A 26,407-nucleotide genomic window follows, 5' to 3' on the forward strand; every position below is an offset into this window, starting at 1 on the left:
GCCCACCGTCGTAAGCCCGACCGCCGTACGCCCGCCGTACGACCCGAGACCCCCGTGCCGCCGCCCGAACGGGCCGGCCGAAGGAACCCCCCGTGCTCTTCCTCTACATCGTGCTGGTGGTGTGCTGCGCCGTCCTGCTGGTGGCGGGCATCGTCGAACAGCGCCGGCACTTCGCGGCGCTGGAGCAGATCCCGGTCCGGGTGCTGGTCAACGGCATCCGGGGGAAGAGCTCGATCACCCGGCTGTGCGCCGGCGCGCTGCGCGGCGGCGACCTGGTGACGGTGGCCAAGACCACCGGAACGGCGGCCCGCTTCATCCACCCGGACGCGACCGAGGAGCCGGTCCACCGGAAGTTCGGCATCGCCAACGTGGTGGAGCAGATCGGCATCGTCCGCCGGGCCGCCACCTACCGGCCCGACGCCCTGGTGATCGAGTGCATGGCGGTGATGCCGGCCCTCCAGGAGGTCAACCAGACCAAACTGATCCGCTCCACCATCGGCGTGCTCTGCAACGTCCGCGAGGACCACCTCGCCGAGATGGGCCCGACCCTGGACGACGTCGCCCGCTCGCTCTCCCGCTCGATGCCGGTCGGCGGTGTCTGCGTGACGGCCGAACGGGACCGGGTGGACATCCTGCGCGAGGAGGCCGCCAGGCGGAACTGCGAGCTGATCGTGGTCGACCCGGAGACGGTGAGCGACGAGGAACTGCGCGGCTTCAGCTGGTTCACCTTCAAGGAGAACGTGGCGATCGCGCTGGCCGTCGCCGAACTGCTCGGCGTGGAACGCCGGACCGCGCTGCGCGGCATGCGGGAGGCCCCGCCGGACCCGGGCGTGCTGTCGGTCGACCGCTACCGCACCGAGGACGGCAAGCGGCTGCGCTTCGCCAACGTGTTCGCGGCCAACGACCCCGAGTCGACGCTGATGAACGTGCAGCAGTTGCTGGACCTCGGGGCGATCCGGCGGCCGCTGAACGTGGTGATCAACTGCCGTCCGGACCGGGTCGAGCGCAACGGCCAGATGGGCGGCATCGTGCCCGACCTGGACCCGGACACCGTCTTCCTGATCGGTCACCCGACCAGGAGCGCCCGGGACGGCATCCCGGCCGCGTGGCAGGGCCGGGTGGTGGACCTCGGCGGCGACCGGCGCGACCCCGCCGCCCTCACCGCCGAACTGCTGGCGGCCCTCGGCCCCGACACCTCGCTGGTCGCGGTCGGCAACATCCACGGCCAGGGTGAGCTCTTCCTGGAGGAGCTCACCCACCTCGTCCCCGACGAGGAGGAGGACCGGGGCGGGAGTGAGGACGGGGCCGCAGGACCGGCCGGAGCCGCAGCCCGCCCCGCGCACGCGGAGCCGGAGCCCTACCCGGATACGTACGCGGCGCCGGAACCCCGTCCGGAGCCGGGCCGCCCCCTCCCGTGGCAGTACCCCGCCCCGGCACCGCAGGCCTACCCGGCCCCGTACGGGCACCAGGCCTCGTACGGGCCCCCTGCGTCGTACGGGCCCCCGCACCCGGGGCAGCGCCCGTCCGACCCGTCGTACGGCGAGCCCCCGCCGTACCGGGAGCCCTCGCCCACCCCGGTCCCGGAGCAGTACCGGCCGCCGGACCAGCACCGGCAGCCGTGGCCCCCCACGCCCGGCCAGTTCCAGAACCAGTACGGAGACCAGCAGTGATTCCCACCGAGCTCACCCCCGAGATCGCCGCCATCGGCATCGCGCTCGGCCTGGTCTTCTCCCTCGTCTGCTACCTGACCACCAACCTCTCCCCCGGCGGCATGATCACCCCGGGCTGGCTGGCGCTGACCCTGGTCGAGGACCTCCAGCGGGTCGGGATCGTCATCGGCGTCACGCTGCTCACCTACCTGGCGACCAGGGTGGTCCAGAAGCTGGTGATCCTCTACGGCAAGCGGCTGTTCGCCGCCGTGGTGCTCACCGGGGTCGTGCTCCAGGCAACCGTGATGCTGGTGCTGCAGCGCGAGCTGCCGACGCTGTACGCCAACCAGACGCTGGGCTTCATCGTGCCCGGCCTGATCGCCTACCAGCTGGTCCGCCAGCCGCGGGCGGCGACGCTGATGGCCACCAGCACGGTGACGCTGGCGAACTACGTGGTGCTCACCGCCGGCCTGCTGCTCGGCGCCCTGCCCGGCAGCTGAGCCCGCCCCCGACCCGGCCCCCGGACCCGCACCGAGGCGGCCCCGCACCACCCCACTCCCACCGCAGAGCCCGCTCCCGGCCGGCACGGCCCCCGTCACCTCCCGAGGACCCCGCAATGAGCGTCTCCCGCAAGTCCCTGTTCAGCGGCGCGCTCGCTCTGACCTTGCTCGCCACCAGCGGTTACACGACCATGGAGCTCCGGCGGCGCGCGGAGCGGCCCGCGACCGCGGCGGCCCCGCTGGTCGCGGCCGCGCGCGCGTCCCACCAGGCCGCGGGAGCCGCACCGAAAGCCGGGGACTACCGCTACGAGCGGCTGGCCGCCCCGGACCGGACGGTCGTCCGGGACGCCGGCGGCGCGGTGCTGGCCACCCTCACCGACAAGGCGAGGACGGCCGTGCTGACCGGCCCCGGCCGGGTATTCGCCGAGCCGGGCACCACCTCCGCGACCGTCACCGGGGACTCCTGGGTGCGGCTGATGCCCCAGCCGTGGCGGGTCGGCGCGGAGGGCGAGGCCTGGTTCCGGACGTGGTTCCAGCAGTCGCTGGGCAGCACGGCCGACGACGTCCTGGCCATCGCCACCCAGTACATGGCCGGCGCGGCGCCCGAGAAGGACGGCAAGGGCGTCCGCTACCGGGGCGACGCCTCGTTCGGCCCGATCAACCCGGACGGCTCCACCGGCCAGGACCTCCGGCTGGAGCAGACCGACTTCTTCGACTACCTGGGGATCCCGTACAGCTTCGCCGACAAGGTCACCAAGCGACCGGACAAGACCCGCTACGGCGCCTTCGACTGCTCCGGCTTCGTCCGGATGGTGTACGGCTACCGGTCCGGCTTCCCGCTGTTGAGCAAGGACGTGGCCGGCGCCGGCCTGGCCCGCAGTGCCAACGGCCTGGCCCGGTTCTCGCCCGGCGTGCCCGTCCTGCCGCTGACCACCCTGCCAGGCTCGGACGTGACGGTGCGGCCGCTGTCGATCGACGCCCTGCAGCCCGGTGATCTGGTCTTCTTCGAGATTGACAGCCGGACCGGCGCCAGGCTGGACCACACCGGGATCTTCCTCGGCATCGACACCGACGGGCACCCGCGCTACATCTCCAGCCGGGAGGAGGCCGACGGCCCGACCTTCGGCGACAAGGGCGGCACGGCCCGCCTGGACGACAACGGGATGTACGCCAAGGGCTTGCGCAGCGCCAAGCGCCTCTGACCGTCCGGACGGGACCGGGCCGGGGCCGGACCGTCCGGACCGGAGGGGGGTCGCCGGCCGGAACTCGACCCGGGCCGGACGGAACGGGCTCGCCGGAGCCCGCCCGGGCGGCCGCGTTTGTGGATATCGCCGGAAGGGCACGGTCAGATCCGGCCTCGACCTGTGGTTTTGGGTCATCCGGGTAACAATCCGGCATGGCCTGAGAGGGTTTTCTACGCGCGTAGTCGATTCCCGTCTATCCTCGGACCCGTGAACGTATCTCCTCAGTCGGTCGTCTCCGCCGACCCCTATGCCGCCGCCCAGGCCGCCGCCGAGCGCCTGCGCGAGCTGACCGGTGCCGAGCGCCACGACGTCGCCCTGGTGATGGGCTCCGGCTGGGTGCCCGCCGCCGACGCCCTCGGAGAGACGGTGGCCGAGTTCGCGGCCACCGAGCTCCCCGGCTTCCCCGCCCCGGCCGTGGCCGGCCACTCCGGCAAGATCCGCTCCGTGCGGATCCCCGGCCCGGACGGCGACCGGCGCGCCTTGATCTTCCTCGGCCGCAACCACTACTACGAGGGCCACGGCGTGGCCACCGTGGTGCACGGCGTGCGCACCGCCGCCGCCGCCGGCTGCGGCACCATCGTGCTGACCAACGGCTGCGGCGGCCTGCGCCAGGGCTGGGTCCCCGGCCAGCCGGTCCTGATCAGCGACCACATCAACCTCACCGCGGACTCCCCGATCGTCGGCGCCAACTTCGTCGACCTGACGGACCTCTACTCCAAGCGGCTGCGCGAGCTGTGCCGCGAGGTGGACCCGTCCCTCGACGAGGCCGTCTACGTCCAGTTCCGCGGCCCGCACTACGAGACCCCGGCCGAGGTGCACATGGCCCGGGTGATCGGCGGCGAGCTGGTCGGCATGTCCACCACGCTGGAGGCCATCGCCGCCCGCGAGGCCGGCGCCGAGGTGCTCGGCATCTCCCTGGTGACCAACCTGGCGGCCGGCATCACCGGCGAGCCGCTCAACCACGCCGAGGTGCTGGAGGCCGGCAAGGCCTCCGCCGAGCGCATGGGCGCGCTGCTGGCGAAGGTCCTTGAGCGGATCTGAGCCGCCCGCGGCGCAGAATCATCACTGACGGGGTCCGCGGGACACCTCCCGCGGACCCCGTCGGTCCACCTGCCCCGCTGCCCGCCCACCGCCGCCCGCCCCCTCCGCCCGCGCGCCTTCGCCGGCCACGGGCCCCGACCGCCCCCGGACGCCGTCCCCCGGCGTCCCCCGGCGACCCTGCCGACATCCGCACGACTTCCCCGTTGGAGCTGGAAGCGATGACCCAGGCACCCACCACCGACCTCCTCGCCCGGGCCCGGGCCTGGCTGGCCGAGGACCCCGACCCGCAGACCCGCGAGGAGCTGTCGGCCCTGCTGGCCGAGGCGGAGGGCGAGACCGAGTCCGGCAACCGGATCGCCTGGTCCCAGCTGAGCGAGCGCTTCGCCGGCCGGCTCCAGTTCGGCACCGCCGGACTGCGCGGCGAACTCGGCGCCGGCCCGATGCGGATGAACCGCGCGGTGGTGATCCGCGCCGCCGCCGGCCTGGCCGCATACGTCAGGCGCGAGCAGCTGGGCGACCTCGTGGTGATCGGCTACGACGCCCGGCACAAGTCGTACGACTTCGCCCGCGACACCGCCGCCGTCATGGTCGGCGCCGGCCTGCGCGCCGCCCTGCTGCCGCGCGCGCTGCCCACCCCCGTGCTGGCCTTCGCCGTCCGGCACCTGGGCGCCGCCGCCGGCGTCACCGTCACCGCCAGCCACAACCCGCCGCAGGACAACGGCTACAAGGTCTACCTGGGCGACGGCGCGCAGATCGTCCCGCCCGCGGACGCCGGCATCGCCGACGAGATCGACGCCGTCCTGGCGCTCGCCGACGTCCCGCGCGCCGAGGAGGGCTGGGAGGTGCTCGGCGAGGAGGTCGTCGAGGCGTACCTGGCCCGCGCCGCCGGCGTGCTCGACCCGGGCGGCCCGCGCGAGCTCGACGTCGTCTACACCCCGCTGCACGGGGTCGGCCGGGACGTGCTGGTCGCCGCCTTCGCCAAGGCCGGCTTCCCCGCCCCGACCGTGGTCGCCGAGCAGGCCGAGCCCGACCCCGACTTCCCGACCGTGGCCTTCCCCAACCCGGAGGAGCCCGGGGCGATGGACCTGGCCTTCCGGACCGCCGCCGCGGCCGGGCCCGACATCGTCATCGCCAACGACCCGGACGCCGACCGCTGCGCGGTGGCCGTCCCCGACCCGGCCGCCGAGGGCGGCTGGCGGATGCTGCGCGGCGACGAGGTGGGCGCGCTGCTCGGCGAGGCCCTGGTGGCCAAGAAGGCCGTCGGCGCCTTCGCCACCACCATCGTCTCCTCCACCCTGCTCGGCCGGATCGCGGCCGCCGCGGGCCTGGGCTACGCCGAGACGCTGACCGGCTTCAAGTGGATCTCCCGCGCCGAGGGCCTGCGCTACGGCTACGAGGAGGCGCTCGGCTACTGCGTCGACCCGGAGGGCGTCCGGGACAAGGACGGCATCAGCGCCGCCCTGCTGGTCGCCGAGCTGGCCGCCGGCCTCAAGCGGGACGGCCGCACCCTCACCGACCTGCTCGACGACCTGGCCGTCGAGCACGGGCTGCACGCCACCGACCAGCTCTCCGTCCGGGTGAGCGACCTGTCGCTGATCGGCGACGCCATGCGCCGGCTGCGCGAGCGGCCGCCGACCGTGCTGGCCGGGCTGCGGGTCACCCAGGCGGACGACCTGACGGCCGGCTCGGCCGACCTGCCGCCCACCGACGGCCTGCGCTACCGGCTGGCCGGCGAGGGCGTGCGCTCGGCCCGGATCGTGGTGCGTCCCTCCGGCACCGAGCCCAAGCTCAAGTGCTACCTGGAGGTGGTCCTGCCGGTCGCGTCGGCCGAGGCGCTCGGCGCGGCCCGGGAGGCGGCGGCCGGCGTGCTGGCCGGCATCAAGCGGGACCTCGCCGAGGCCGCGGGCATCGAGGCCTGACCCCCGGAACGCCCCCGGCACAGCAGCGGGCCCGGCCGACGAAGTCCTGTCGGCCGGGCCCGCTCGCATCCGGGCGGGGCGGGCTCAGGCCGCGATCACCGCGATCAGGGCGACCAGCCCGGCCAGGGTCGGCGCGATGATCCACCAGCACCAGGTGGCGGTCGCCTCGCCGGCGGCGTCCGGCCGGCCGGCGTTGCGCTCGGCGAGATCCTGCAGCACCGCGACGACCTGGTCGGAGTAGGCCCGGTTCGGGTCGGGTGCGCCCGGCAGCACGGGCGTGCTCGGGCGGACCAGCGTCCCCAGCCGGGAGGCGTGCGGGTCACCCGAGGCGGCGCTGCGGGCGGCCAGCCGGTTCGCCCGCTTGCGCTGGCGGAGCGACACCGGCACGGCCCACACCTGGTACTTCTTGCCGCTGGCGAAGAGTTCGACCGAGTACCCGGCGCGCAGTCCCTCGACCGAGGCCCAGGGAGCGCGGACGGTCCGCAGCGGGTTGCGGACCAGCAGCCGCCGGTCGTCGGCGAGGACGGCGGGGCGCAGCGTGTAGGCGACGACCGGGGCTGCGAACACCGGCACCGCGGCCAGCGCGACCCACGGCGTCTTGCCGGTGCCGTTGAGGACGGCGTCGACGATCAGCCAGCCGGCGATGGCCAGCAGCATGACGCCGGAGATGATGCCGGGAACGGAGCGGTACACGCGGTCGGCGTACACGGGCTCGCCTTCGGGGGCGGCGGAGCCCTGGTGGGGCGTGCCGTCTGAATCGGTCATGGCGTCGATTCTGCCCCATGGGCCCCCCGATCCACAGGGGTCGAAGGGGCCCGGACCGAGGTCACAGCGCCGGGCGCCGGTTCAGGCCGTCCGGCGGCGCAGGGTGGCCGCACCGAGGGCGAGGGCGAGCAGGGCCGAGCCCGCGATCACCGCGAGGTCCCGCAGCAGCGGGCCGCCCGTCCCGCCGGTGGTGGTGAGCCTGCTCATGGCGTCCACCGCGTAGGAGAGCGGCAGCACGTCGGAGAGCCACCGCAGGACGGGGGCCATGCTCTCGCGCGGCACGAACAGCCCGCAGAGCAGCAGCTGCGGCAGGATCACCGCGGGCAGGAACTGCACCGCCTGGAACTCGGTGGCCGCGAAGGCGGACACCAGCAGGCCGAGGGCCATCCCGAGCAGCCCGTCGCCCAGCGCGACCGCGAACAGCAGCCAGGTCGGACCGGCGACGTCCAGCCCGAGCAGGCCGAGGGTGAGCGCGGAGGCCAGCGCCGCCTGGACGAGCGCGACGACCCCGAACGCCAGGGCGTAGCCGAGCAGCAGGTCGAGCTTGCCGAGCGGCATGGTGAGCAGCCGCTCCAGGGTGCCGGAGGTGCGCTCGCGGAGCATCGCCACCGAGGTGACCAGGAACATAACCAGCAGCGGGAAGATGCCGAGCAGCGCGGCGCCGACCCGGTCGAAGGCCTGCGGCTGGCCGTCGTACATGAACCGCAGCAGGGTCAGCAGCAGGCAGGGGACGACCAGCAGCAGGGCGATGGTGCGCGGGTCGTGGCGCAGCTGGGCGAGCACCCGGCGGGCGGTGGCGGAGGTTCGGGTGAGGTTCATGCCACTGCTTCCGTTCTGCCCGCCACCAGGGCGAGGAAGGCGCTGTCGACGTCGGCGGCGCCGGTGCGGCGCAGCAGTTCGGCGGGGGTGTCGTCGGCGAGCAGCCGGCCCTCGCGCATCAGCAGCAGGCGGTCGCAGCGTGCGGCCTCGTCCATGACGTGGCTGGAGACCAGCAGGGTCCTGCCGTGGTCGGCGAGTTCGCGGAAGAGCCGCCAGAGGTCCTGGCGGAGCACCGGGTCGAGGCCGACGGTCGGCTCGTCCAGGATCAGCAGCTCGGGCCGGCCCAGCAGCGCGGCGGCCAGCGAGACCCGGGCGCGCTGGCCGCCGGAGAGCCGGGCGGCCAGGTCGTGCTCGTGGCCGGCCAGGCCGACGGCGGCGACGACGCGTTCCGGGTCGCCCTTGGGGGCGCCGAGGACGGCGGCGAAGTAGCGGAGGTTCTCCAGGACGCTGAGGTCGCTGTAGACGGAGGGCGCCTGGGTGACGTAACCGACCCGGCTGCGCAGGCCGGCGCCGCCGGCGGGTTCGCCGAGCACCTCCACCCGGCCGGAGGCGGTCTTCTGGACGCCGACGATCGAGCGGAGCAGGGTCGTCTTGCCGCAGCCGCTGGGGCCGAGCAGGCCGGTGATCGAGCCCCGGGGGACGTCGAGGGCCAGGTCGTGCAGGACGCTCCGGCCGCCGCGCAGCACGTTCAGCGCCGTGACCCGGATCGCGGGAGGTTCGCCCGCGAGTGAATTCATCATGTGATGAGTTTCTCGCCGCGGACCCATGGCGTCAAGCCGTCGGACGCGGCCGGCTCAGGCGCCGCCGAGATACCCCTGGAAGGTCGGCGCCAGCAGCGGCACCAGCTCCGCACGGGTCGCCGAGGCCAGCGGCTCGACCCCGATCACATACCGGGCCATCGCCAACCCGACGATCTGCGAGAACATCAACTCGGCCCGCAGCTCCGGCTGTTCGACCTGCAACTCGGCCGCGATCCGGGCCACCAGCTCCTCCTGGACGAACTCCCGCATCAACCGCGCCACCTGCTCTGTGGTGGCCGCCGCCCGGACCAGCGCCATCAGCCGGTCCAGCACCCCGGGTTGCTCCCAGAGCGTCAGCACGAACTCCGCCACCCGCTCGCCCAGCACCGCCCGGTCGCCGTCCAGCAGCTGGGCCACCGCCGCCTTCGGCTGCACCGGGAACTCCAGCGCGGCCATGAACAGGCGGTCCTTGCTCCCGAAGTAGTGGTGCAGCAGGGCCGCGTCCACCCCGGCCGCCCGGCCGATCGCCCGCATGCTGGCCTTCTCGTAGCCCCGCGCCGCGAACTCCGCGCGGGCCGCCTCCAGCACCGTCCGGCGGGTGTCGGCGCCGCCGGGGCGCCGGCCGGTCTTCTTGCGGGGGGCGGGGGGCTGCTCTGCGGTCGTCACCGGACCATTGTCCGCACCGGACGCCCCGGCCACTCGTTCGAGCGAGCAGGATCGTTACTTCTCCGCAGGCGAACCGCCGGACCCGCAGGCTCTGCCGCATGAGCAAGGAGAAGCTCGACTTCCACACCGCCGTGGTCGACGACAAGGTCCGTGACCCGGAGCGCGACGACGCCACGCTCGGCATCCTGATCGCCGCCCACCGGGACGAGGACATCGTCCAGCACTCGCCGCGCGGGACGAACCAGCCGCCGGCCGTGACCACCCGCCGGACGCTGCCCGCCGAGCCGCACCCGCTGCTGCCGAGCCCGGAGGACCTGGCCAGGGTGACGCACGAGGCGCTGGAGAAGCACGGGGGCGGGGAGGCACAGGAGACGTAGTCGCGGGCCGGTCCGACACCCGGGCCGGGGCGCCGGAGCGGCCGAGGTCTCGGTCCCGTATCGAAGACCGACAGAAAGTAGCTCGCCCTAGCGGATGGCTACGCGCGTAGATATGCTGGTCTGGTGACTATGTCCACTGTTGCAGCCCAAGCCTCCAGCGCTGCGGGCGGCGGCCTGAGTGACGTCGCGTCCTCCGAGGCCTCGCTCCGCCGTTTCCTGCACGGTCTGCCAGGAGTCGACGCCGTCGGCCTGGAAGCCCGCGCCGCCACCCTCGGCACCCGCTCGATCAAGACCACGGCGAAGGCGTACGCCATCGACCTGGCGATCTCGATGATCGACCTGACCACGCTGGAAGGCGCGGACACGGTCGGCAAGGTGCGCGCCCTGTGCACCAAGGGCAGGAACCCCGACCCGACCGACCAGACCACCCCGCGCGTCGCCGCGATCTGCGTCTACCCCGACATGGTCGCCACCGCGAAGGCGGCCCTGAACGGCACCGACATCCAGGTCGCCTCGGTCGCCACCGCCTTCCCCGCCGGGCGCGCCTCGCTCCCGGTGAAGCTGGCCGACACCGCCGACGCGGTGGCCGCCGGCGCCGACGAGATCGACATGGTGATCGACCGGGGGGCCTTCCTCTCCGGCCACTACCTGTCCGTCTTCGAGGAGATCACCGCCGTCAAGGAGGCGTGCAAGCGCCCCGACGGCACCGCGGCCCACCTCAAGGTGATCTTCGAGACCGGCGAGCTGCAGACGTACGACAACGTGCGCCGCGCCTCCTGGCTGGCCATGCTGGCCGGCGCCGACTTCATCAAGACCTCCACCGGCAAGGTCGCGGTCAACGCGACGCCCCCGGTGACGCTGCTGATGCTCGAAGCCGTCCGCGACTTCAAGGAGCAGACTGGGGTCCAGGTCGGTGTGAAGCCCGCCGGTGGCATCAAGACCACCAAGGACGCCATGAAGTACCTGGTCATGGTCAACGAGACCCTCGGCGACGACTGGCTGAGCCCGCACTGGTTCCGCTTCGGCGCCTCCAGCCTGCTCAACGACCTGCTCATGCAGCGCCAGAAGCTGACCACCGGCCGGTACTCCGGTCCCGACTACGTGACGGTGGACTGAGAACCATGGCCAAGAACACCAAGAAGGCGGAAGAGCCCGTGCGCAAGAACGGCCTCTTCGAGTACGCGCCCGCTCCCGAGTCCCCCGCGGCCGCCGGCGACATCGCCACCTCGTACGGTCACTTCATCGGCGGCGAGTTCGTCGACAGCAGTGGCAGCGAGGCCCTGAAGACCGTCAACCCGGCCACCGAGCAGGTGCTCGCCGAGTTCGCGCAGGGCACCGAGGAGGACGTCGACCGTGCGGTCGCCGCCGCCCGCAAGGCCTTCACCGACTGGTCGGCGCTGCCGGGCAGCGAGCGCGCCAAGTACCTGTTCCGGATCGCCCGGATCATCCAGGAGCGCTCGCGCGAGCTGGCCGTGCTGGAGTCGATCGACAACGGCAAGCCGATCCGCGAGACCCGCGACGTCGACCTGCCGCTGGTCGCCGCGCACTTCTTCTACTACGCGGGCTGGGCCGACAAGCTCGACTTCGCCGGGTACGGCTCCAACCCGCGTCCGCTGGGCGTGGCCGGCCAGGTCATCCCGTGGAACTTCCCGCTGCTGATGCTGGCCTGGAAGATCGCCCCGGCGCTCGCCACCGGCAACACCGTGGTGCTGAAGCCCGCCGAGACCACCCCGCTGACCGCGCTGCGCTTCGCCGAGATCTGCCGCCAGGCCGGTCTGCCGAAGGGCGTCGTCAACATCGTCACCGGCGACGGGCGCACCGGCGCCGCGCTGACCTCCCACCCGGACGTCAACAAGGTCGCCTTCACCGGCTCCACCCCGGTCGGCCGGGCGATCGCCAAGCAGCTGGCCGGCACCCGCAAGAAGCTGTCGCTGGAACTGGGCGGAAAGGCCGCGAACATCGTCTTCGACGACGCGCCGATCGACCAGGCCGTCGAGGGCATCGTCAACGGCATCTTCTTCAACCAGGGCCACGTCTGCTGCGCGGGCTCGCGCCTGCTGGTCCAGGAGTCCGTCCAGGACGAGGTGCTGGACTCGCTGAAGCGCCGGATGGACAGCCTGCGGGTCGGCGACCCGCTGGACAAGAACACCGACATCGGCGCGATCAACTCGGCCGCGCAGCTGGCCCGGATCACCGAGCTGACCGCCGCCGGCGAGGCCGAGGGCGCCGAGCGCTGGTCGCCCGCCTGCGAACTGCCGGGCGCCGGCTTCTGGTTCAAGCCGACGCTGTTCACCGGCGTCAGCCAGGCCCACCGGATCGCCCGCGAGGAGATCTTCGGCCCGGTGCTGTCCGTGCTGACCTTCCGCACCCCCGCCGAGGCGGTCGAGAAGGCCAACAACACCCCGTACGGCCTCTCGGCCGGCGTCTGGACCGAGAAGGGCTCGCGCATCCTCTGGATGGCGAACCAGCTCAAGGCCGGCGTGGTGTGGGCCAACACCTTCAACAAGTTCGACCCGACCTCGCCGTTCGGCGGCTACAAGGAGTCGGGCTACGGCCGCGAGGGCGGTCGCCACGGCCTGGAGGCGTACCTCGATGTCTGAGACCAGCACGCGACTTGACGTCCTCAAGACCTACAAGCTGTACGTCGGCGGGAAGTTCCCGCGCTCCGAGAGCGGGCGGGTGTACGAGGTGACCGACAGCAAGGGCCAGTGGCTGGCCAACGCCCCGCTCGGCACCCGCAAGGACACCCGCGACGCCGTGCTCGCCGCCCGCGCGGCGGTCAAGGGCTGGTCGGGCACCACCGCGTACAACCGCGGTCAGGTGCTCTACCGGGTCGCCGAGATGCTGCAGGGCCGGCGCGAGCCGTTCGCGGCCGAGGTGGCGGTCTCCGAGAACATCGGCGCCAAGAAGGCCGCCGCCCTGGTGGACGCCGCCATCGACCGCTGGGTCTGGTACGCGGGCTGGACCGACAAGGTCGCCCAGATCGCGGGCAACGGCAACCCCGTCGCCGGGCCGTTCTTCAACCTGTCGGTGCCCGAGCCGACCGGCGTGGTCGGGATCGTCGCGCCGCAGGCCGGGTACGGGCACTCGTTCCTCGGCCTGGTCTCGGTGATCGCGCCGGCCGTCGCCACCGGCAACACCGTGGTGGTGGCGGCCGCCGCCGACGCCCCGCTGCCGGCCCTCTCGCTGGGCGAGGTGCTGGCCACCTCCGACCTGCCGGGCGGCGTCGTCAACATCATCTCGGGCCGGACGGCGGACATCGCCCCGACGCTGGCCTCGCACCAGGACGTCAACGCGGTCGACCTCACCGGGGCGATCGCGGCCGACGGGCCCGGCGCGGCGGCGGAGCTGGAGGCGTCCGCCGCGGATACCCTGAAGCGGGTGGTTCGACCCGAGGTGGACCCGTTCGCCCAGGACTGGACCGTTGCGCCCGGTACCGACCGGCTACTCTCCTTCCTGGAGACCAAGACGGTCTGGCACCCGATCGGGATCTGACCGGCCCCGGGGCCGGAGGGCTCCGGTACAACTCCACAGACTGGCCGTCCCCAGTGCCCTACCCCCCCCAGGGCCCGGACGTGCCATGACGGACCCGCGCCTCCCCCCCCTGGCGCGGGTCCGTCGACTTTCCGGGCCCGGCCAGACCGGCCCGCACGTACCGGCGCACCGTCACCGCGCCACGGCCCGACCGACCCCCGCGGGTCACCGGCCGCCAGTGGACGTCTCCGGCCTTCACCTGCCTTCACCGGCCGTCTCCGGCCGTCGACTTTCGTCGCGACCGACCGAGGCGATCGGCGCTCCCCCCACCGGTCCCCGGCGCCCAGACTGGGGCCACCGACCGGGAGGGGAACACCATGGGGGAAGTCATCGGCGAGCTGCTGGCACTGCTGACGGACGGCTTCGTCCGCAGCCTGCACGTGGCCCGCACACGACGCCGGCTCGGCGCCGGCCGGCCGGTCCGGGTGCCGTGCTCGGCGCGCCCCGACGGGTCCGCGTGGCCGGCCGAGTACGTCTCCGGACGGCTGTGGCTCACCCCGGGCGCGACCCGCGCCGTCTTCCGTGCCCGCGGCCGCGCCGACCTCGACCTGCCGGTCGGCGGCACCCTCCACGACCCCGAGCCGGACTCCTGGCAGAGCCAGGACTGGGCCGCCAAGACCTACCGGCCGCCCGGCGGCGGCCGCCCGGTGCACCTGCAGGTGGACAGCCGCTACCTGCCGCTGCTGCACACGGCTCTCACCGGGCCGGCCCCCCTGCGCGAGGCCTGAGCGGCCGCCGGCCGCAAACGCCGGACGCCCCGCCCGGCCGGTGGCCGGGTCGGGGCGTCGTCATCCGTGCGGGCGGAGCCGCTCAGCCCTCGTCGGCGGTGCGCCGGCGGGACACCAGGACCGCGCCCGCGCCGAGGGCCAGAGCGGCGGCGGCGCCGCCGACCTCCCAGGGGAGGGCGTCACCGGCACCGGTGGCGGCGAGCTGGGTGCCGCCGGTGCGGGCGCCCGCGGTGGTGCCGGCCGTCGTGGTCGTCCCGGTGGCGGGAGCGGTGACCGGGGTGGTCAGGCTCGCGGGCCGGGCGCCGTCACCCCGTCCGCCCTGGGCCGCGGCAGCGTCCGCGGCGGCCTTGTCGGCCGCCTGCCTGTCGGCCGCCTGCCTGTCGGCCGCCTGCTTGTCGGCGGTGGCCTTGTCCGCGGCAGCCTTGTCCGCGGCCGCCTTGTCCTTCGCCGCGGCCTCGTACTGGCCGGTCTTCAGGAACAGCCGGACGTCCTCGATGCTGCCGTTCAGCGCGGCCAGGGCGGCCGCCCGCACGGCGGGGCCACCGGTCTCGGCGAGCTGGGAGGTCCGGACCCGGTCGTCCGAGTCCTGCGCCGCCTGCCGCCCGGTCTCCAGGAAGCGCCGCAGGTCCTCCGCGGTGCCGGCGAGCGCCTTCGCGGCCGCCTCCCGGACGCCCCGTCCGCTCGTCGGGTCGCCCAGGATCGCGAGGATCTCGGCCCGGTCGTCCTCCTCGTGGGCCACGTACTGGCCGACCTCCAGGAACTCCCTGATCGACTCATCGGTGTTGGCGCTCAGCGCGGCGCTCGCCGCCTTCCGCACCGCCGGGCCGCCCACGCTCAGGATCTGGAAGACCCGTACCCGGTCGTCCTCCCCGCGGGCGATGTACTGGCCGGTCTCCAGGAAGCGCCGCAGGTCCTCCGCGGTGCCGGCGAGCGCCTTCGCGGCCGCCTCCCGGACGCCCCGGCCGCTCTTCGGGTCGTCCAGCAGCTTCTGCACCGCGGCGCGGTCCGCGTCCTCGGCCGGGTCGGACGCCTTCGGTGCCTCGGGCGCCGGTTCCTGTTCCTCGGCCGAGGGGGCGTCCGGGGCGGAGGTGCCGGCCGGCGCACCGCCGTCGGCCGTTCCGACGGCGAACGCCGAGCCGGGGAGCAGGACAGCGGGTGCGATCGCGACCGCCACGAGGATCGCCGAAACGCGCGCCAACTTCATCCGAAGAACCTGCCTTGCCTAGGAAGATCGTGAACCGCCCCAGCCTAGATCGTTTTTGACTTTCGTATGACCGAATTTTTACTGGCCGAGGTGATCCGTGCGGGCCTGGCACGGCCGGGCTCCGAAGGTGCCGGCCGGGCGGCACCGCGGCAGGACGTGCGGCACCGGCCGGCCGGACGGCCCGCCGATCGGTACGCCCCGTAGCCCGCCGGTCCGCCCCCGTCACCGTCCGGCGGACGGCCGCCCCGCCGGCCGCCGGAAGTCCGCTCCGCACCGTTTCGGCATCGCCGTCCGATGCGTCAGACTGGTGTCTCGTGAGTGACTCCCCGCTGAACCCCGCGCCGACAGCCCGCGCCCAGGTCGTCCTGCTGTCCGGACCCTCCGGCTCCGGGAAGTCCTCACTGGCCGAGCGCAGCGGACTCCCCGTGCTCCAGCTCGACGACTTCTACAAGGACGGCGACGACCCGAGCCTGCCGCGGCTCGACGACGGCGCCGTCGACTGGGACTCCCCGCTCTCCTGGCACCGCGAGCAGGCCGTCGAGGCCATCCGCCGGCTCGGCGCCACCGGCCGCACCGACGTCCCGGTCTACTCGATCCCCGACAACGGCCGGGTCGGCACCCGCGCACTGGACCTCGCCGGGGCACCCGCGTTCATCGCCGAGGGCATCTTCGCCGCCGAGATCGTCGGGCAGTGCGCGGCCGAGGGCCTGCTCGGGGACGCGATCTGCCTGCGCAACCGCCCGGCCACCACCGCCTGGCGGCGGCTGCGCCGGGACGTCCGCGAGGGCCGCAAGTCCCTTCCCGTGCTGCTGCGCCGCGGCTGGCGGCTGATGCGCGCCGAGCGCGGCATCGTCGCCCGCCAGGTCGGCCTGGGCGCGTACGCCTGCGCCGGCCCGGAGGCCGGGCGCCGGGTCCGGGCGGTGGCCGCCGCACCCGCGCCCGTCGAGGTACAGGTCGGCGTCTGACGGCCGTCCCCGCCGGCCGGCGGCGGCCCGGCGCCGGCCTCAGCCGAGGTCGCGGCGGAGCAGGTCCTGGTAGCTCTCGCGACGCACCACCGCGCGGTGCCCGCCGTCCCGGCAGAAGACCACCGGGGGCCGCCGGGCCCCGTTGTAGTTGTTGCTCAGCGCGTACGTGTAGGCGCCGGTCACCGGCACCGCGACCAGGTCGCCGGGGCGCGGGTCGCGCAGCGGCACGCCCGCGCTCAGCAGGTCGCCGGACTCGCAGTGCCGGCCGACCAGCCGGCACCGCTCGCCGCCGCCCACCCTGGTCGCCACGGTGGCCTCGAAGCGCTGGCCGTACAGCGAGACCTCCAGGTTGTCGCCCATCCCGCCGTCCACCGCGACGAACGGCTGCCCGCCCGGCTTGACCGTCACCACCCGGTACAGCGAGACCCCCGCCTCCGCGACCACCGAACGGCCCGGCTCGATCAGGATCCGGGCCCCCGCCGGCAGCACCATGCCCGCCGTCCCCACCAGCGTGTCCAGGTAGTGCTCGACGCTCGGCGGGCGGTCCCGGTAGGTGTAGCGGGAGCCGAGCCCGCCTCCCAGGTCGTACACCGCGAACTCGCCCAGCCCGGCCAGCGCCTCGACGGCCCGCGCGAACGGCCCGGTCTCCATGATCTGCGAACCGACGTGGGCGTGGACGCCGTCCAGCCGCAGCCGGTCGCTGCCGCGCAGCCGGGCGATCGCCTCCCTCGCCTGCGGGAGCAGCAGGCCGAACTTCGAGCCCGCCTGGCCGGTCGAGACGGCCTCGTGGGTGTCCGGCCGGATGTCGGGGGTGACCCGGACCAGCACCCCCTGGGTACGGCCGGACACCTCGCCCACGATCCGCTCCAGCCGGTCGATGTCGTCGAAGCTGTCCAGCACGATCAGGCCCGCCCGCGCCTCGACCGCGAGCCGCAGCTCCTCCTCGGTCTTGGCGTTGCCGTGCACCACCAGGCCCTCCGGGTCGGCGCCGGCGGCCAGGGCCAGGGTCAGCTCGCCGCCGCCGGCGACGTCGAAGCCCAGGCCCTCCTCGGCCAGCAACCGGTAGACGGCGGTGCACGGAAAGGCCTTGGAGGCGAAGGTCACCCGGGAGTTGGGCCAGCGGGCGGCGAGTCCGTCGGCGTACCGGCGGGCCCGGGCGCGTACCGCGTTCTCGTCCACGAGCAGGGCCGGTGTGCCGTAGGCCTCGGCCAGCTCGGTGACCGGGACCCCGCCGATCAGCAGGGTGCCGTCGCCGGCCACGGAGGTGCCGGGCGGGAAGAGCCCGAGCAGTTCCTCGCCGGCGGCCGTCACCCGCTGCCCCGCGGCCGCGCCGCCCGTCGCCGAGCCGGTCCCCGCCGCGGGGACCCGGGGCCCGGGGGCCGCGTTCCCCGTGCTCCGGGCGGTGGACGGCCGGGCCGCGGGCGTGGTGGCGGCGAAGCTCATGGACTCCCTGCCTTTCCTGCTGCTGGGGTGTGGTCGGCCGCGCACCGGCGAGGGGACGCGTCCGGAGGGTGTGAGCACCATCGTCCGGGTGCGGGGCCGGCCGGTCTTTGGCGGAACTGCCTAAGGTGGGGGCATGGACCTCGCGAAATCGCCAATCGTCGACGGGACCAGCGAGGAACTCTTCGCGCTCGCCAACGCCATCGCGGCCGTGGTCGGCGGCTCGGTGGCGGTCGAGGACCTCGACCGGCGGGTCCTCGCCTACTCCGCCCTGCCCGGCCAGCCGATGGACGACCTGCGCCGGCGCGGCATCCTGGAGCGCCGGGTACCGGACGACGAACCGGAGCAGCGCGGGCAGTACCGCGAGGTGCTGGCCGCCCCGGGCGTCGTCCGGGTGCCGACCCTCGGCGCGGACGAGATGCCCCGCTCGGCGGTGGCCATCCGGGCCGGGGACCTGCCGCTCGGCACCATCTGGGCGATCGAGGGCCCCGCCGCCACCGACCCGGCCGGCCGGCTCGTGCCGGCCGCCGAACGGGCCCTGGTCGACGGCGCCCGGCTCGCCGCGCTGCACATGCTGCGCCGCCGCAGCTCCGCCGAACTCGACCTGCACGCCAGGGAGGACGCGCTGCGCGACGCCCTCAACGGCGGCCGGCCGGCCGCCGAGGCCCGCTACCGGCTGGGGCTGCCCGCCCGGGCCCGGCTCACCCTGATCGGCCTGGCGCCGCTGCGGGCCGCCGGACGCGAGACGCCGCCGCTGGTCCGGCTGGCGGCGGCCGCGGCCCGGCACTGGGCCGCGGTGCACGCCGACGCCGCCGTCAGCACGGCCGGTCGGACGGTCTACGTGCTGCTGGCGGAGCTGGACCCGGCGGCGGTGCGCCGGCTCGCCGAGCAGGCCGTGGCGACCCTCGGCCGGACCTTCGACACCCCGCTGCGGGCCGCCTTCAGCCGCTCCGCCGACGATCTCGCCGAACTCCCCGACCTGCGCTCGGAGGTGGACGACATCCTGCGGGTCACCACGGCCGGCGAGGACTCCCCCGAGGTGGCCGACCTCGGGGACGCCCACGCCCGGGTGCTGCTCGCCCACGTCGCGGACGAACTCGCCCGGCTGCCCCGGCTGCGGCACCCCGGGATCGAGGCGATGGTCGCGCACGACCGGGCGCAGCAGACCGCCTACGCCGCCTCGGTCACCGCCTGGCTGGACGCGGTCGGCAACGTCGCGCAGGCGGCCGAGCGCCTGGCGGTGCACCCCAACACCCTCAAGTACCGGTTGCGCCGGGCCCGGGAGCTGTTCGGCCTGGACCTGGACGATCCGGACGTCCGGCTCTCCTGTTGGCTGCAACTGCGGCTGTCCACCTGACCGTCCGGCCGGCGTCCCGGCCCGGGCACGGCGAACGGCGGCCGGGCCGGTGCATCTCCCCCGCACCGGTCCGGCCGCCGTTCACGGCCGCGGACTTCCCCCGCGGCGTCCGCTCCCCCGAGCGTCCACCGCGGACCCGCGGCCTTTCCTGTCCCGTCCCCCGACGGGAGTCCTGCACCGCGGGCCTCCCCCCACGGCGTCCGCTCCCCCGAGCGGTCGCCGCCTTCCCGCGGCCTTTCCTGTCCCGTCCCCCGACGGGAGTCCTGTGGTGGTGCCCGTTACGCCACCAGCTCGCCGAAGGCGTGCGCGGTGTCGCCGGTGCGGTTGAGCTGCTCGTCCTCGCGCAGCCGGCGCAGGGCGCGCCAGATGCTGCTCTTGACGGTGCCGACGCTGATGCCGAGCACGTCGGCGATCTCCGGGTCGGTCTTGCCCTCGTAGTAGCGGAGCACCAGCATGGTGCGCTGGTTCTCGGGCAGCTTGGCGAGCGCCTGCCAGAGCACGGCGCGCAGCTCGGTGCCGCCCATCGCGTCGGTGTCACCGACCGTCTCCGGCAGCTCCTCGGTCGGGTACTCGTTGACCTTGCGGCGCCGCCAGGCGGAGATGTGCAGGTTGGTCATGGTGCGGCGGAGGTAGCCCCCGACCGCGGCCTTGTCGGTGATCCGGCCCCAGGCGCGGTAGGTGCTGAAGAGCGCGCTCTGCAGCAGGTCCTCGGCCTCGTAGCGGTCACCGGTCAGGTGGTAGGCGGTGGCGTACAGGGAGGCGCGGCGCTCGCGCACGTACGCGGTGAACTCCGTGATGTGGTCCTCCGCGGCGGCCGAGGGCTCCCCCTGCGCGCCTCCCTGCACTCCCCCGCCGGTGCGTCCCGCCGCGGGAGACAGCCGCAGCAGCGTCGCACCTGCGGCCTCGCGGGCGTCCGGCTCCCCCGAGCCGAGCGCCGCCAGGCCGTTCCCTGCACCCCCCGGGGTGTCCTTGCCCTCGACGCGGACGGGGAGGATGCCCCGCAGCGTGAGGGTGTTGGCGGAGTCGGCCGCGTTCCCCCGTCGGCCGATCCCGTACAGCTCCCCCGCCCTGCCGACGCCACCCACCCGGCGTCCGGCAGGGTTTCCACCGGTGCTGTGGGCGCACCCCCGTACGACGACGGCACCGGAAGTCTCGTCGGTCCTGACCTCGTACCGCGTCCGGTGGGCCGGCTGGACGCCGGCTGACGAACGCGCGTTCCGCACAGCCGGGTTGCTCCGGGTCTGAAGCGATGCGTTCATCGTGCGCCCCCTTGGTCGGTACGAGCGGATTCCTTGCGCCGCCTCCGCGACCGGCCTGTTGGCCTGCTGCGTTGCGGCGACATGGAAAATCTTGCCCGCCGGTTGTGATGGCGCTGTCCGCCGACTGTCACAGGGCTGTCACAGCGGCCGGGACCATCACGCACCCCTCACCGCTCGCACCCGAGGACGCCTGAACACCTCGTTCCGGTTGCGGCTCCCGGCGCCCGGTCACGGCCGCCGCCCGGGCGACTGTCCGCGATGCCGGTCGCGGGGGTGATTCGGCGGGCCGGGTGGGCCAGAATGAGGCCGTGCCATTCCTCCTTCTGATCGAGGACGACGACGCCATCCGGACCGGCCTCGAACTCGCTCTCACCCGCCAGGGCCACCGCGTGGCCGCCGCCGCCTCGGGCGAGGACGGACTGAAGCTCTTCAAGGAGCAGCGTCCGGACCTGATCGTCCTGGACGTCATGCTGCCCGGAATCGACGGCTTCGAGGTGTGCCGCCGGATCCGGCGCACCGACCAGCTGCCGATCATCCTGCTGACCGCGCGCTCGGACGACATCGACGTCGTGGTCGGCCTGGAGTCCGGCGCGGACGACTACGTCGTCAAGCCGGTGCAGCCACGGGTGCTGGACGCCCGGATCCGCGCCGTGCTGCGGCGCGGCGAACGGGAGAGCTCCGACTCCTCCGCCTACGGCTCGGTGGTGATCGACCGCTCCGCGATGACCGTCACCAAGGACGGCGAGGACCTCCAGCTGACGCCCACCGAGCTGCGGCTGCTGCTGGAGCTCAGCCGGCGGCCCGGCCAGGCGCTGTCCCGGCAGCAACTGCTGCGGCTGGTCTGGGAGCACGACTACCTGGGCGACTCCCGTCTGGTGGACGCCTGCGTCCAGCGGCTGCGCGCCAAGGTGGAGGACGTGCCCTCGGCCCCGACGCTGATCCGGACGGTGCGCGGCGTGGGCTACCGGCTCGACCCGCCGGCCTGACCGGGCGGGCCGGGCGCCGAGCCGTGCGGTCCTTCGTCCAGCAGACATCCATCCCGACGACTATCTACGCGACAGGTTCAAGTGACTGACCTTCAGGGGACCCGGCGGTTCGGACCGGTGCGGTGGCGCAGGCTGCGCTCGCTGCGGGTGCGGCTGATCGCGGTGTTCGCCGTGGTCGCGCTGACCACCGCCGTGTCGGCCTCCGGGATCGCGTACTGGCTGAACCGGGACGCCGTCCTCAAGCGCGCCCAGGACACCGCCCTCAACGACTTCCGGGTGTCGCTGACCCGCAACGTCTCGGAACTGCCGCTCGGCGCGACCTGCGAGGAACTCACCGCGCTCGCCGCCCAGGTGGCCAGCTCCGGGCTCAGCTACGACGTCCTGGTCGTCGACGACGCGCACCCGGAGTGCACCGCCTCCTCCGACCCGTCGCTCTACACGCTGGCCCAGGTCCCCGGCCCGCTGCGGACCACCGTCAACAAGCCCCGCGAGCTGACGGCGAGCAACTCCGACGCGTACCACCTGTACTGGCAGCGGCAGAGCCTGTCCGGCCGGCCCTTCCTGATCGGCGGGACCAAGGTCGTACCGACCGGCCCGACCGCCTACATGTTCAAGTCGCTGGAGAACGAGCGGGCCGATCTCAACACCCTCGGCTGGTCGCTGGCGATCGCCACCCTGCTGGCGCTGATCGGCTCGGCCCTGCTGGCGCAGGCCGCCTCCGCCACCGTGCTGCGGCCGGTCAAGCGGCTCGGCGAGGCCGCCCGGCAACTCGGCGAGGGCCGGCTCGACACCCGTCTGGAGGTCGAGGGCGCGGACGAACTCGCCGATCTGGCCAGGACGTTCAACCGCACCGCCGAGTCCCTGCACGAGCAGGTCGAGGAGCTGAGCGCCCGCGAGGCGCAGAGCCGGCGCTTCGTCGCCGACATGTCGCACGAGTTGCGCACGCCGCTGACCGCGATGACGGCGGTGACGGACATCCTGGAGGACGAGGCCGAGTCGCTGGACCCGATGATCGAGCCGGCCGTCCGGCTGGTGGTGAGCGAGACCAGGCGGCTCTCCGACCTGGTCGAGAACCTGATGGAGGTGACCCGCTTCGACGCCGGCACCGCCAAGCTGGTCGCCGACGAGGTGGACATCGCCGACCTGATCATGTCCTGCATCGACGGCCGGGCCTGGTACGACGCGGTGGAGCTGGACGCGCCGCGCGGCGTCCGGGCGGTGGTCGACCCGCGCCGGCTGGACGTGGTGTTCGCCAACCTGATCGGCAACGCGCTCAAGCACGGCGGGTCACCGGTGCGGGTGAAGGTCCGCGAGCGCGGGGAGAACGTGGTCGTCGAGGTCTCCGACAGCGGGCCGGGCATCCCCGAGGACGTGCTGCCGCACGTCTTCGACCGCTTCTACAAGGCGGACAAGGGCCGGGCCCGCTCCGAGGGCAGCGGTCTGGGGCTGTCGATCGCGATGGCCAACGCCCAGATACACGGCGGCACCATCGAGGCCGCGAACGGCGAGCAGGGGGCGGTCTTCACCCTGACCCTGCCGCTCACCCAGCCGCGGCCCGCAGACCAGGACGAGGACATCCGATGAACGCCCGCCCCGACGTGCGACAGCCCTCGCGGCGTCGCGCGGACACCTCCCGCCGGGTGCCGGCCGGCGTCCTCGTGACGGCGGCCGTGCTGGCGGCCCTGGCCAGCGGCTGCGGGATCCGCCCGACCGCCGTCCCGGTGGACGCCGGCGGGCCCGCCAGCCGGACGGCCTGCCCGAGCCCGGTGCAGGTACCGACCGCGGCGGCCACCCCCTCCGCCGCCCCGAGCGTGCAGCGGGCGCCCGCTGCCGTGACACCGTCGGCCAAGGCGGCCGGCACCGGCAGGTCCGCCGCGGCCTCCCCCGCCGCGAGCCCGTCCGGGCCGGCGACGCCCTCGCCCGCCGCCGTCCCGACGGACAGCCTGTTCAGCGCCCTGCCCTCGCCCTCGGCCGGCGGGTCCGGCCGGCCCGGCTGCCCCTGACGGGCCGGGCGCCCCGGCGCCCCGGGCCCGCATCGCCCGCGTAGCGCGCATCGCCCGTCGAGTCCGCGTAGCCCCGTCGGCGGCCCGGAAGGTCCCCGCGACCGGTGGGAACCGAGGTGCCCCGGGCCCGCGTCCTCCCCGATGTGCAGCGAGATGGCACCAGCACACGCGCCGAGCGTGTCGGAGTGCGGACCGAGAACGAGCCGACCCGTCAGTGGTCGGCTCCGCCGTCCGCCGCCGAAGTCCCCCGCGCGTTCCGCGCGGCCGGCCTGACGGCGCTGGTGCTGCACCTGCTGGTGGTCGGCTGGTTCGTGCTGCGTCCGCTGCCGGTGGCCTGGGTGTACGACGCAAATCTGACCCCGTTCGGGTCGGTCCGGCAGGCGCTGTCCCTGGGCGAGGCCGCCGGGCTCTGGCAGGTGGCCTGCGAACTGCTGCTGCTGGCGCCCCTCGGGGTGCTGCTGCCACTGGTCCGGGGCCGGCTGCGGGCGGCCTGGCTGCCGTCCTTCCTGCGGGTGGCCGGGGTGTCGGCGCTGCTGGCCACCGGGCTGGAGATCCTGGGTTCCTGGGTACCCGGGCATGTGCTGAACGTGGACCACATCCTGCTCGGCGTGGCCGGGGTCTCGCTGACCCACCTCGCGGTCGTCCCGGCCGCCCGGGCCGTGCTCCGGGCCCGGCCCGCGCGGGAGCGCCGCCCTGCGGCCCCGGCGCCCGTACCCGCCCAGGTGCCGGCTCCGGTCTCCGTCCCGGTGCCGACGGCGGCCAAGCTGACTGCCGCCGCGTACGGCCGCCCCGCCCCGCGGACGCGCTGAACCACCGCGTACGACCGCCCCGCCCCGCGGACGCCGAACCACCGCGCCCGAACCACCGCGCCCGGAGCACGACACCCTGCTGACGCACCGCGGTCGCGGGCCTCGCGGCCCTGCTCGGACGGCCGGTGGACCGCGCCCCCTCCCCGGGCCGGCCCGCGGTCCGCCCTCCGGGGAGACCCTGAGAGGGACCCCGAGAACCGGCCGCGCGGGCCCCGGTGGGATGCCAGGGGCCGGGTCGCCTTCGGGGCTGACGCCCGGACGCCCCGCCCCGCCGAGGATGGAGACACGCCCACCGGAGAGACCGGCACCGGGCCGAAACCCTTCGGAGACTGTCATGAGCCGCCTCGCCCGCCCCCGTCACAACCGAGTCATCGCCGGCGTCTGCGCCGGGATCGCCGAGCGCTTCGGCCTGACCCCGTGGACCGTCCGGGTGCTGTTCGTGCTCTCCTGTCTGCTGCCCGGGCCGCAGTTCCTGGTCTATCTGGCGCTCTGGCTGCTGCTGCCCCAGGAACCGTGAGCCCGGGGCGCCGCGCGCGCCCCGGCGGCCGGAGGGCAGCACCACCGACACGTGAACAGGCCTGCGGGCCCCGGGAGTTCCGGGGCCCGCAGGCCTGTTCACGGCAACGCTCGCGCGGGCCCGGCCGCGCGGCGGGTGGTGGGACCGGCTCAGCCGCCGAGGCCGGGCAGGCCGGCCCCGCCGAGCGCGCCGGTGAGGCCGCCGACCGGGGTGCTGCTCAGGCCGGGGACGGCCGGCAGGCCGGCGCGGGGGGCGGGCGCGGCGTCCGCGGCGGCCGGAACGGCCTGGCCGGCGCTCGGTGCGAGGGTGCCGACGGTGCTGGCGACCCGGTCGCCGCCCGGCAGGCTGCTGACGGCGTTGGTCGCGGCGCCGGTCAGGGCGGGGTTGGTGAGCGCGCCGACGGGGGTGCCGAGCCCGCCGGTGGCGGCGGGGGCGGCGGACGCGGTGCCGGCGGCGGCCGCCGCCATAGCGACGCCGAGAGCGGCGACGCCGGCAGCCTTGAGAGTGGCCTGCTTCATGAGTTGGTCCCCTTGAGTCCTCGTCGGTGGCAGCCGTCCGGGCGCGTAGGACGGCACCCGCCGCCACACCGTGTCAGCAACGACTGGCACACCGTAGTGACTCCGTCGCATGCGGATCAAAGCCGCTTCACTCACACGGCCCAGTTGTCCGATGAGCGCCGATCCCGCTCGGGAGGCGCCCATCGGACCGCGGCCACCGGCCGGAGGCTCAGCCGCCCACGCTGAACAGCCACTCCGCCTTGAGTTCGGCGTAGCCCGGCTTGATCACATCGTTGATCATCGCGAGCCGCTCGTCGAAGGGCAGGAACGCCGACTTCATCGCGTTGACCGTGAACCACTCCATGTCGCCCAGGGTGTAGCCGAAGGCGTCCACCAGGTGCCCGAACTCCTGGCTCATGCTGGTGCCGCTCATCAGCCGGTTGTCGGTGTTGACCGTGACCCGGAACTTGAGCCGGCTGAGCAGCCCGATCGGGTGCTCGGCGTACGAGGCCGCGGCCGCGGTCTGCAGGTTCGAGGTTGGGCACATCTCCAGCGGGACGCGCTTGTCGCGCACGTACGCGGCGAGGCGGCCGAGCTCGACGCCGCCGTCCTCGTGCACCGTGATGTCGTCGATGATCCGCACGCCGTGGCCGAGCCGGTCGGCGCCGCAGCACTGCAGGGCCTCCCAGATGGACGGCAGGCCGAAGGCCTCGCCGGCGTGGATGGTGAAGTGGTTGTTCTCGCCCTTGAGGTAGTCGAAGGCGCCCTGGTGGCGGGTCGGCGGGTGGCCGGCCTCGGCCCCGGCGATGTCGAAGCCGACCACCCCGTGGTCGCGGAAGCGGTTGGCCAGCTCGGCGATCTCCTGCGAGCGGGCGGCGTGCCGCATGGCGGTCAGCAGGGTGCCGACCCGGATCCGGTGGCCGGCCGCGCGGGCGTTGGCCTCGCCGAGCCGGAAGCCCTCGTTCACGGCCTCGACGACCTGGTCCAGGGTGAGACCGGCCTCCAGGTGCTGCTCGGGGGCGTACCGGACCTCGGCATAGACGACGCCGTCGGCGGCGAGGTCCTCGGCGCAGTCGGCGGCGACCTTGACCAGCGCGTCGCGGGTCTGCATCACGGCGCAGGTGTGCGCGAAGGTCTCCAGGTAGCGGACCAGCGAGCCGGAGTCGGCGGCCTCGCGGAACCAGAGGCCGAGCTTGGCCGGGTCGGTGGTGGGGAGCCCTTCGTAGCCGCAGGCCGCCGCCAGCTCGACGATGGTCTCGGGCCGCAGCCCGCCGTCGAGGTGGTCGTGCAGCAGCACCTTGGGCGCGCGGGCGATCTGGTCGGGAGTGGGGATGCGGGGGCCGGTGGTGCCCGCGGTCACGGGGATCTGCTTCTCCATTGCGGGAGTG

Annotated in this window: 26 protein-coding genes; 17 read left to right on the top strand and 9 right to left on the bottom strand. The window is 74.4% G+C overall.

All coding sequences use genetic code 11. The features are described from left to right. Window positions 1–92 precede the first annotated feature (92 nt). From pgsB to J2S46_RS16380, 5 genes are all read left to right on the top strand, one after another. Window positions 93–1,670 (top strand): poly-gamma-glutamate synthase PgsB, encoded by a 1,578-nt coding sequence (gene pgsB / locus J2S46_RS16360; protein WP_229912653.1) that lies wholly within the window; start codon window positions 93–95, stop codon window positions 1,668–1,670. Further along, a complete protein-coding gene (locus J2S46_RS16365; RefSeq protein ID WP_191289747.1) occupies window positions 1,667–2,149 on the top strand; it encodes a poly-gamma-glutamate biosynthesis protein PgsC/CapC in 483 nt (160 codons plus the stop codon). The genes pgsB and J2S46_RS16365 overlap by 4 nt, the downstream gene beginning before the upstream one ends. A gap of 116 nt (window positions 2,150–2,265) precedes the next feature. Beyond that, window positions 2,266–3,351 carry an NlpC/P60 family protein gene (locus J2S46_RS16370; RefSeq protein WP_191289746.1) on the top strand — a complete coding sequence of 362 codons (1,086 nt, stop codon included), beginning with the start codon at window positions 2,266–2,268 and terminating at the stop codon, window positions 3,349–3,351. 249 nt (window positions 3,352–3,600) lie between these two features. Beyond that, window positions 3,601–4,434, top strand: coding sequence for a purine-nucleoside phosphorylase (locus J2S46_RS16375; RefSeq protein ID WP_191289745.1), 834 nt, complete (start codon window positions 3,601–3,603; stop codon window positions 4,432–4,434). Between the two features lie 218 nt (window positions 4,435–4,652). After that, window positions 4,653–6,353 carry a phospho-sugar mutase gene (locus J2S46_RS16380; RefSeq protein ID WP_191289744.1) on the top strand — a complete coding sequence of 567 codons (1,701 nt, stop codon included), beginning with the start codon at window positions 4,653–4,655 and terminating at the stop codon, window positions 6,351–6,353. An 84-nt stretch (window positions 6,354–6,437) separates the two neighbouring features. On the opposite strand, the gene J2S46_RS16385 is transcribed toward J2S46_RS16380, so the two are convergent. The 4 genes from J2S46_RS16385 to J2S46_RS16400 form a co-directional block, all read right to left on the bottom strand. Then, window positions 6,438–7,118 (bottom strand): PH domain-containing protein, encoded by a 681-nt coding sequence (locus J2S46_RS16385; RefSeq protein WP_191289743.1) that lies wholly within the window; start codon window positions 7,116–7,118, stop codon window positions 6,438–6,440. Between the two features lie 81 nt (window positions 7,119–7,199). Continuing rightward, window positions 7,200–7,937 (bottom strand): ABC transporter permease, encoded by a 738-nt coding sequence (locus tag J2S46_RS16390; protein WP_191289742.1) that lies wholly within the window; start codon window positions 7,935–7,937, stop codon window positions 7,200–7,202. Continuing rightward, the gene (locus J2S46_RS16395) at window positions 7,934–8,677 is read right to left on the bottom strand and encodes an ABC transporter ATP-binding protein (protein ID WP_229912652.1); all 744 of its coding nucleotides are present in this window, start codon (window positions 8,675–8,677) and stop codon (window positions 7,934–7,936) included. Before J2S46_RS16395 ends, J2S46_RS16390 begins: the two co-directional genes overlap by 4 nt. Window positions 8,678–8,731: 54 nt before the next feature. Next, window positions 8,732–9,343, bottom strand: a complete 612-nt coding sequence (locus J2S46_RS16400) for a TetR/AcrR family transcriptional regulator (RefSeq protein ID WP_229912651.1) — start codon at window positions 9,341–9,343, stop codon at window positions 8,732–8,734. A gap of 98 nt (window positions 9,344–9,441) precedes the next feature. On the opposite strand from J2S46_RS16400, the gene J2S46_RS16405 reads away from it, so the two are divergent. The 5 genes from J2S46_RS16405 (at window position 9,442) to J2S46_RS16425 (ending at window position 13,982) form a co-directional block, all read left to right on the top strand. Continuing rightward, on the top strand, window positions 9,442–9,720 hold the full coding sequence (locus J2S46_RS16405; protein WP_191289741.1) for a PDDEXK nuclease domain-containing protein: 279 nt from the start codon (window positions 9,442–9,444) through the stop codon (window positions 9,718–9,720). A 129-nt stretch (window positions 9,721–9,849) separates the two neighbouring features. Beyond that, window positions 9,850–10,836 carry a deoxyribose-phosphate aldolase gene (gene deoC / locus J2S46_RS16410; protein WP_079197768.1) on the top strand — a complete coding sequence of 329 codons (987 nt, stop codon included), beginning with the start codon at window positions 9,850–9,852 and terminating at the stop codon, window positions 10,834–10,836. 5 nt (window positions 10,837–10,841) lie between these two features. After that, on the top strand, window positions 10,842–12,320 hold the full coding sequence (locus J2S46_RS16415; RefSeq protein WP_191289740.1) for an aldehyde dehydrogenase family protein: 1,479 nt from the start codon (window positions 10,842–10,844) through the stop codon (window positions 12,318–12,320). Continuing rightward, window positions 12,313–13,215, top strand: a complete 903-nt coding sequence (locus J2S46_RS16420) for an aldehyde dehydrogenase family protein (RefSeq protein WP_191289739.1) — start codon at window positions 12,313–12,315, stop codon at window positions 13,213–13,215. The genes J2S46_RS16415 and J2S46_RS16420 overlap by 8 nt, the downstream gene beginning before the upstream one ends. A gap of 356 nt (window positions 13,216–13,571) precedes the next feature. After that, the gene (locus J2S46_RS16425; protein WP_191289738.1) at window positions 13,572–13,982 is read left to right on the top strand and encodes a hypothetical protein; all 411 of its coding nucleotides are present in this window, start codon (window positions 13,572–13,574) and stop codon (window positions 13,980–13,982) included. A gap of 82 nt (window positions 13,983–14,064) precedes the next feature. On the opposite strand, the gene J2S46_RS16430 is transcribed toward J2S46_RS16425, so the two are convergent. Continuing rightward, window positions 14,065–15,186: an ALF repeat-containing protein gene (locus J2S46_RS16430; protein WP_191289737.1), complete on the bottom strand. Its 1,122-nt coding sequence runs from the start codon at window positions 15,184–15,186 to the stop codon at window positions 14,065–14,067. Between the two features lie 314 nt (window positions 15,187–15,500). On the opposite strand from J2S46_RS16430, the gene J2S46_RS16435 reads away from it, so the two are divergent. Continuing rightward, entirely contained in the window at window positions 15,501–16,151 is a 651-nt protein-coding gene (locus J2S46_RS16435) for an ATP-binding protein (RefSeq protein ID WP_191289736.1), read from the top strand. Between the two features lie 39 nt (window positions 16,152–16,190). On the opposite strand, the gene lysA is transcribed toward J2S46_RS16435, so the two are convergent. Next, a complete protein-coding gene (gene lysA, locus J2S46_RS16440) occupies window positions 16,191–17,594 on the bottom strand; it encodes a diaminopimelate decarboxylase (RefSeq protein WP_229912650.1) in 1,404 nt (467 codons plus the stop codon). Between the two features lie 133 nt (window positions 17,595–17,727). On the opposite strand from lysA, the gene J2S46_RS16445 reads away from it, so the two are divergent. After that, entirely contained in the window at window positions 17,728–18,948 is a 1,221-nt protein-coding gene (locus J2S46_RS16445) for a PucR family transcriptional regulator (RefSeq protein WP_191289735.1), read from the top strand. Window positions 18,949–19,226: 278 nt separating this feature from the next. Here the strand turns inward: J2S46_RS16445 and J2S46_RS16450 are convergent, their stop codons facing one another. Further along, window positions 19,227–20,033, bottom strand: a complete 807-nt coding sequence (locus J2S46_RS16450; protein WP_229912649.1) for a SigE family RNA polymerase sigma factor — start codon at window positions 20,031–20,033, stop codon at window positions 19,227–19,229. Window positions 20,034–20,515: 482 nt separating this feature from the next. On the opposite strand from J2S46_RS16450, the gene J2S46_RS16455 reads away from it, so the two are divergent. The 5 genes from J2S46_RS16455 to J2S46_RS16475 all read left to right on the top strand — a co-directional run bounded on the left by J2S46_RS16455 (window position 20,516) and on the right by J2S46_RS16475 (window position 24,522). Continuing rightward, window positions 20,516–21,193: a response regulator gene (locus tag J2S46_RS16455; protein ID WP_184918780.1), complete on the top strand. Its 678-nt coding sequence runs from the start codon at window positions 20,516–20,518 to the stop codon at window positions 21,191–21,193. A gap of 81 nt (window positions 21,194–21,274) precedes the next feature. Then, on the top strand, window positions 21,275–22,777 hold the full coding sequence (locus J2S46_RS16460; RefSeq protein WP_191289734.1) for an ATP-binding protein: 1,503 nt from the start codon (window positions 21,275–21,277) through the stop codon (window positions 22,775–22,777). After that, the gene (locus J2S46_RS16465) at window positions 22,774–23,196 is read left to right on the top strand and encodes a hypothetical protein (protein WP_191289733.1); all 423 of its coding nucleotides are present in this window, start codon (window positions 22,774–22,776) and stop codon (window positions 23,194–23,196) included. The genes J2S46_RS16460 and J2S46_RS16465 overlap by 4 nt, the downstream gene beginning before the upstream one ends. 185 nt (window positions 23,197–23,381) lie before the next feature. Next, window positions 23,382–24,005, top strand: coding sequence for a VanZ family protein (locus tag J2S46_RS16470; protein ID WP_191289732.1), 624 nt, complete (start codon window positions 23,382–23,384; stop codon window positions 24,003–24,005). A 334-nt stretch (window positions 24,006–24,339) separates the two neighbouring features. Then, window positions 24,340–24,522, top strand: a complete 183-nt coding sequence (locus J2S46_RS16475) for a PspC domain-containing protein (RefSeq protein WP_073924208.1) — start codon at window positions 24,340–24,342, stop codon at window positions 24,520–24,522. Window positions 24,523–24,671: 149 nt separating this feature from the next. Here the strand turns inward: J2S46_RS16475 and J2S46_RS16480 are convergent, their stop codons facing one another. Then, window positions 24,672–25,040 carry a hypothetical protein gene (locus J2S46_RS16480; RefSeq protein WP_191289731.1) on the bottom strand — a complete coding sequence of 123 codons (369 nt, stop codon included), beginning with the start codon at window positions 25,038–25,040 and terminating at the stop codon, window positions 24,672–24,674. A 208-nt stretch (window positions 25,041–25,248) separates the two neighbouring features. Then, window positions 25,249–26,397, bottom strand: coding sequence for an adenosine deaminase (locus J2S46_RS16485; RefSeq protein WP_073924210.1), 1,149 nt, complete (start codon window positions 26,395–26,397; stop codon window positions 25,249–25,251). Between the last annotated feature and the right edge of the window lie 10 nt (window positions 26,398–26,407).

The sequence above is a fragment of the Kitasatospora herbaricolor genome, assembly GCF_030813695.1.
Taxonomy (GTDB): Bacteria; Actinomycetota; Actinomycetes; order Streptomycetales; family Streptomycetaceae; genus Kitasatospora; species Kitasatospora herbaricolor.

Excerpts from the sequence above, each read along its gene's own strand:
- J2S46_RS16430 (WP_191289737.1), bottom strand. The coding sequence starts at position 15,186 with ATGAAGTTGGCGCGCGTTTCGGCGATCCTCGTGGCGGTCGCGATCGCA.
- J2S46_RS16420 (WP_191289739.1), top strand. The coding sequence starts at position 12,313 with ATGTCTGAGACCAGCACGCGACTTGACGTCCTCAAGACCTACAAGCTG.
- J2S46_RS16480 (WP_191289731.1), bottom strand. The coding sequence starts at position 25,040 with ATGAAGCAGGCCACTCTCAAGGCTGCCGGCGTCGCCGCTCTCGGCGTC.
- J2S46_RS16405 (WP_191289741.1), top strand. The coding sequence starts at position 9,442 with ATGAGCAAGGAGAAGCTCGACTTCCACACCGCCGTGGTCGACGACAAG.
- J2S46_RS16465 (WP_191289733.1), top strand. The coding sequence starts at position 22,774 with ATGAACGCCCGCCCCGACGTGCGACAGCCCTCGCGGCGTCGCGCGGAC.
- lysA (WP_229912650.1), bottom strand. The coding sequence starts at position 17,594 with ATGAGCTTCGCCGCCACCACGCCCGCGGCCCGGCCGTCCACCGCCCGG.
- J2S46_RS16475 (WP_073924208.1), top strand. The coding sequence starts at position 24,340 with ATGAGCCGCCTCGCCCGCCCCCGTCACAACCGAGTCATCGCCGGCGTC.
- J2S46_RS16415 (WP_191289740.1), top strand. The coding sequence starts at position 10,842 with ATGGCCAAGAACACCAAGAAGGCGGAAGAGCCCGTGCGCAAGAACGGC.
- J2S46_RS16385 (WP_191289743.1), bottom strand. The coding sequence starts at position 7,118 with ATGACCGATTCAGACGGCACGCCCCACCAGGGCTCCGCCGCCCCCGAA.
- J2S46_RS16380 (WP_191289744.1), top strand. The coding sequence starts at position 4,653 with ATGACCCAGGCACCCACCACCGACCTCCTCGCCCGGGCCCGGGCCTGG.
- J2S46_RS16425 (WP_191289738.1), top strand. The coding sequence starts at position 13,572 with ATGGGGGAAGTCATCGGCGAGCTGCTGGCACTGCTGACGGACGGCTTC.
- J2S46_RS16370 (WP_191289746.1), top strand. The coding sequence starts at position 2,266 with ATGAGCGTCTCCCGCAAGTCCCTGTTCAGCGGCGCGCTCGCTCTGACC.
- J2S46_RS16390 (WP_191289742.1), bottom strand. The coding sequence starts at position 7,937 with ATGAACCTCACCCGAACCTCCGCCACCGCCCGCCGGGTGCTCGCCCAG.
- J2S46_RS16445 (WP_191289735.1), top strand. The coding sequence starts at position 17,728 with ATGGACCTCGCGAAATCGCCAATCGTCGACGGGACCAGCGAGGAACTC.
- J2S46_RS16395 (WP_229912652.1), bottom strand. The coding sequence starts at position 8,677 with ATGATGAATTCACTCGCGGGCGAACCTCCCGCGATCCGGGTCACGGCG.
- deoC (WP_079197768.1), top strand. The coding sequence starts at position 9,850 with ATGTCCACTGTTGCAGCCCAAGCCTCCAGCGCTGCGGGCGGCGGCCTG.
- J2S46_RS16485 (WP_073924210.1), bottom strand. The coding sequence starts at position 26,397 with ATGGAGAAGCAGATCCCCGTGACCGCGGGCACCACCGGCCCCCGCATC.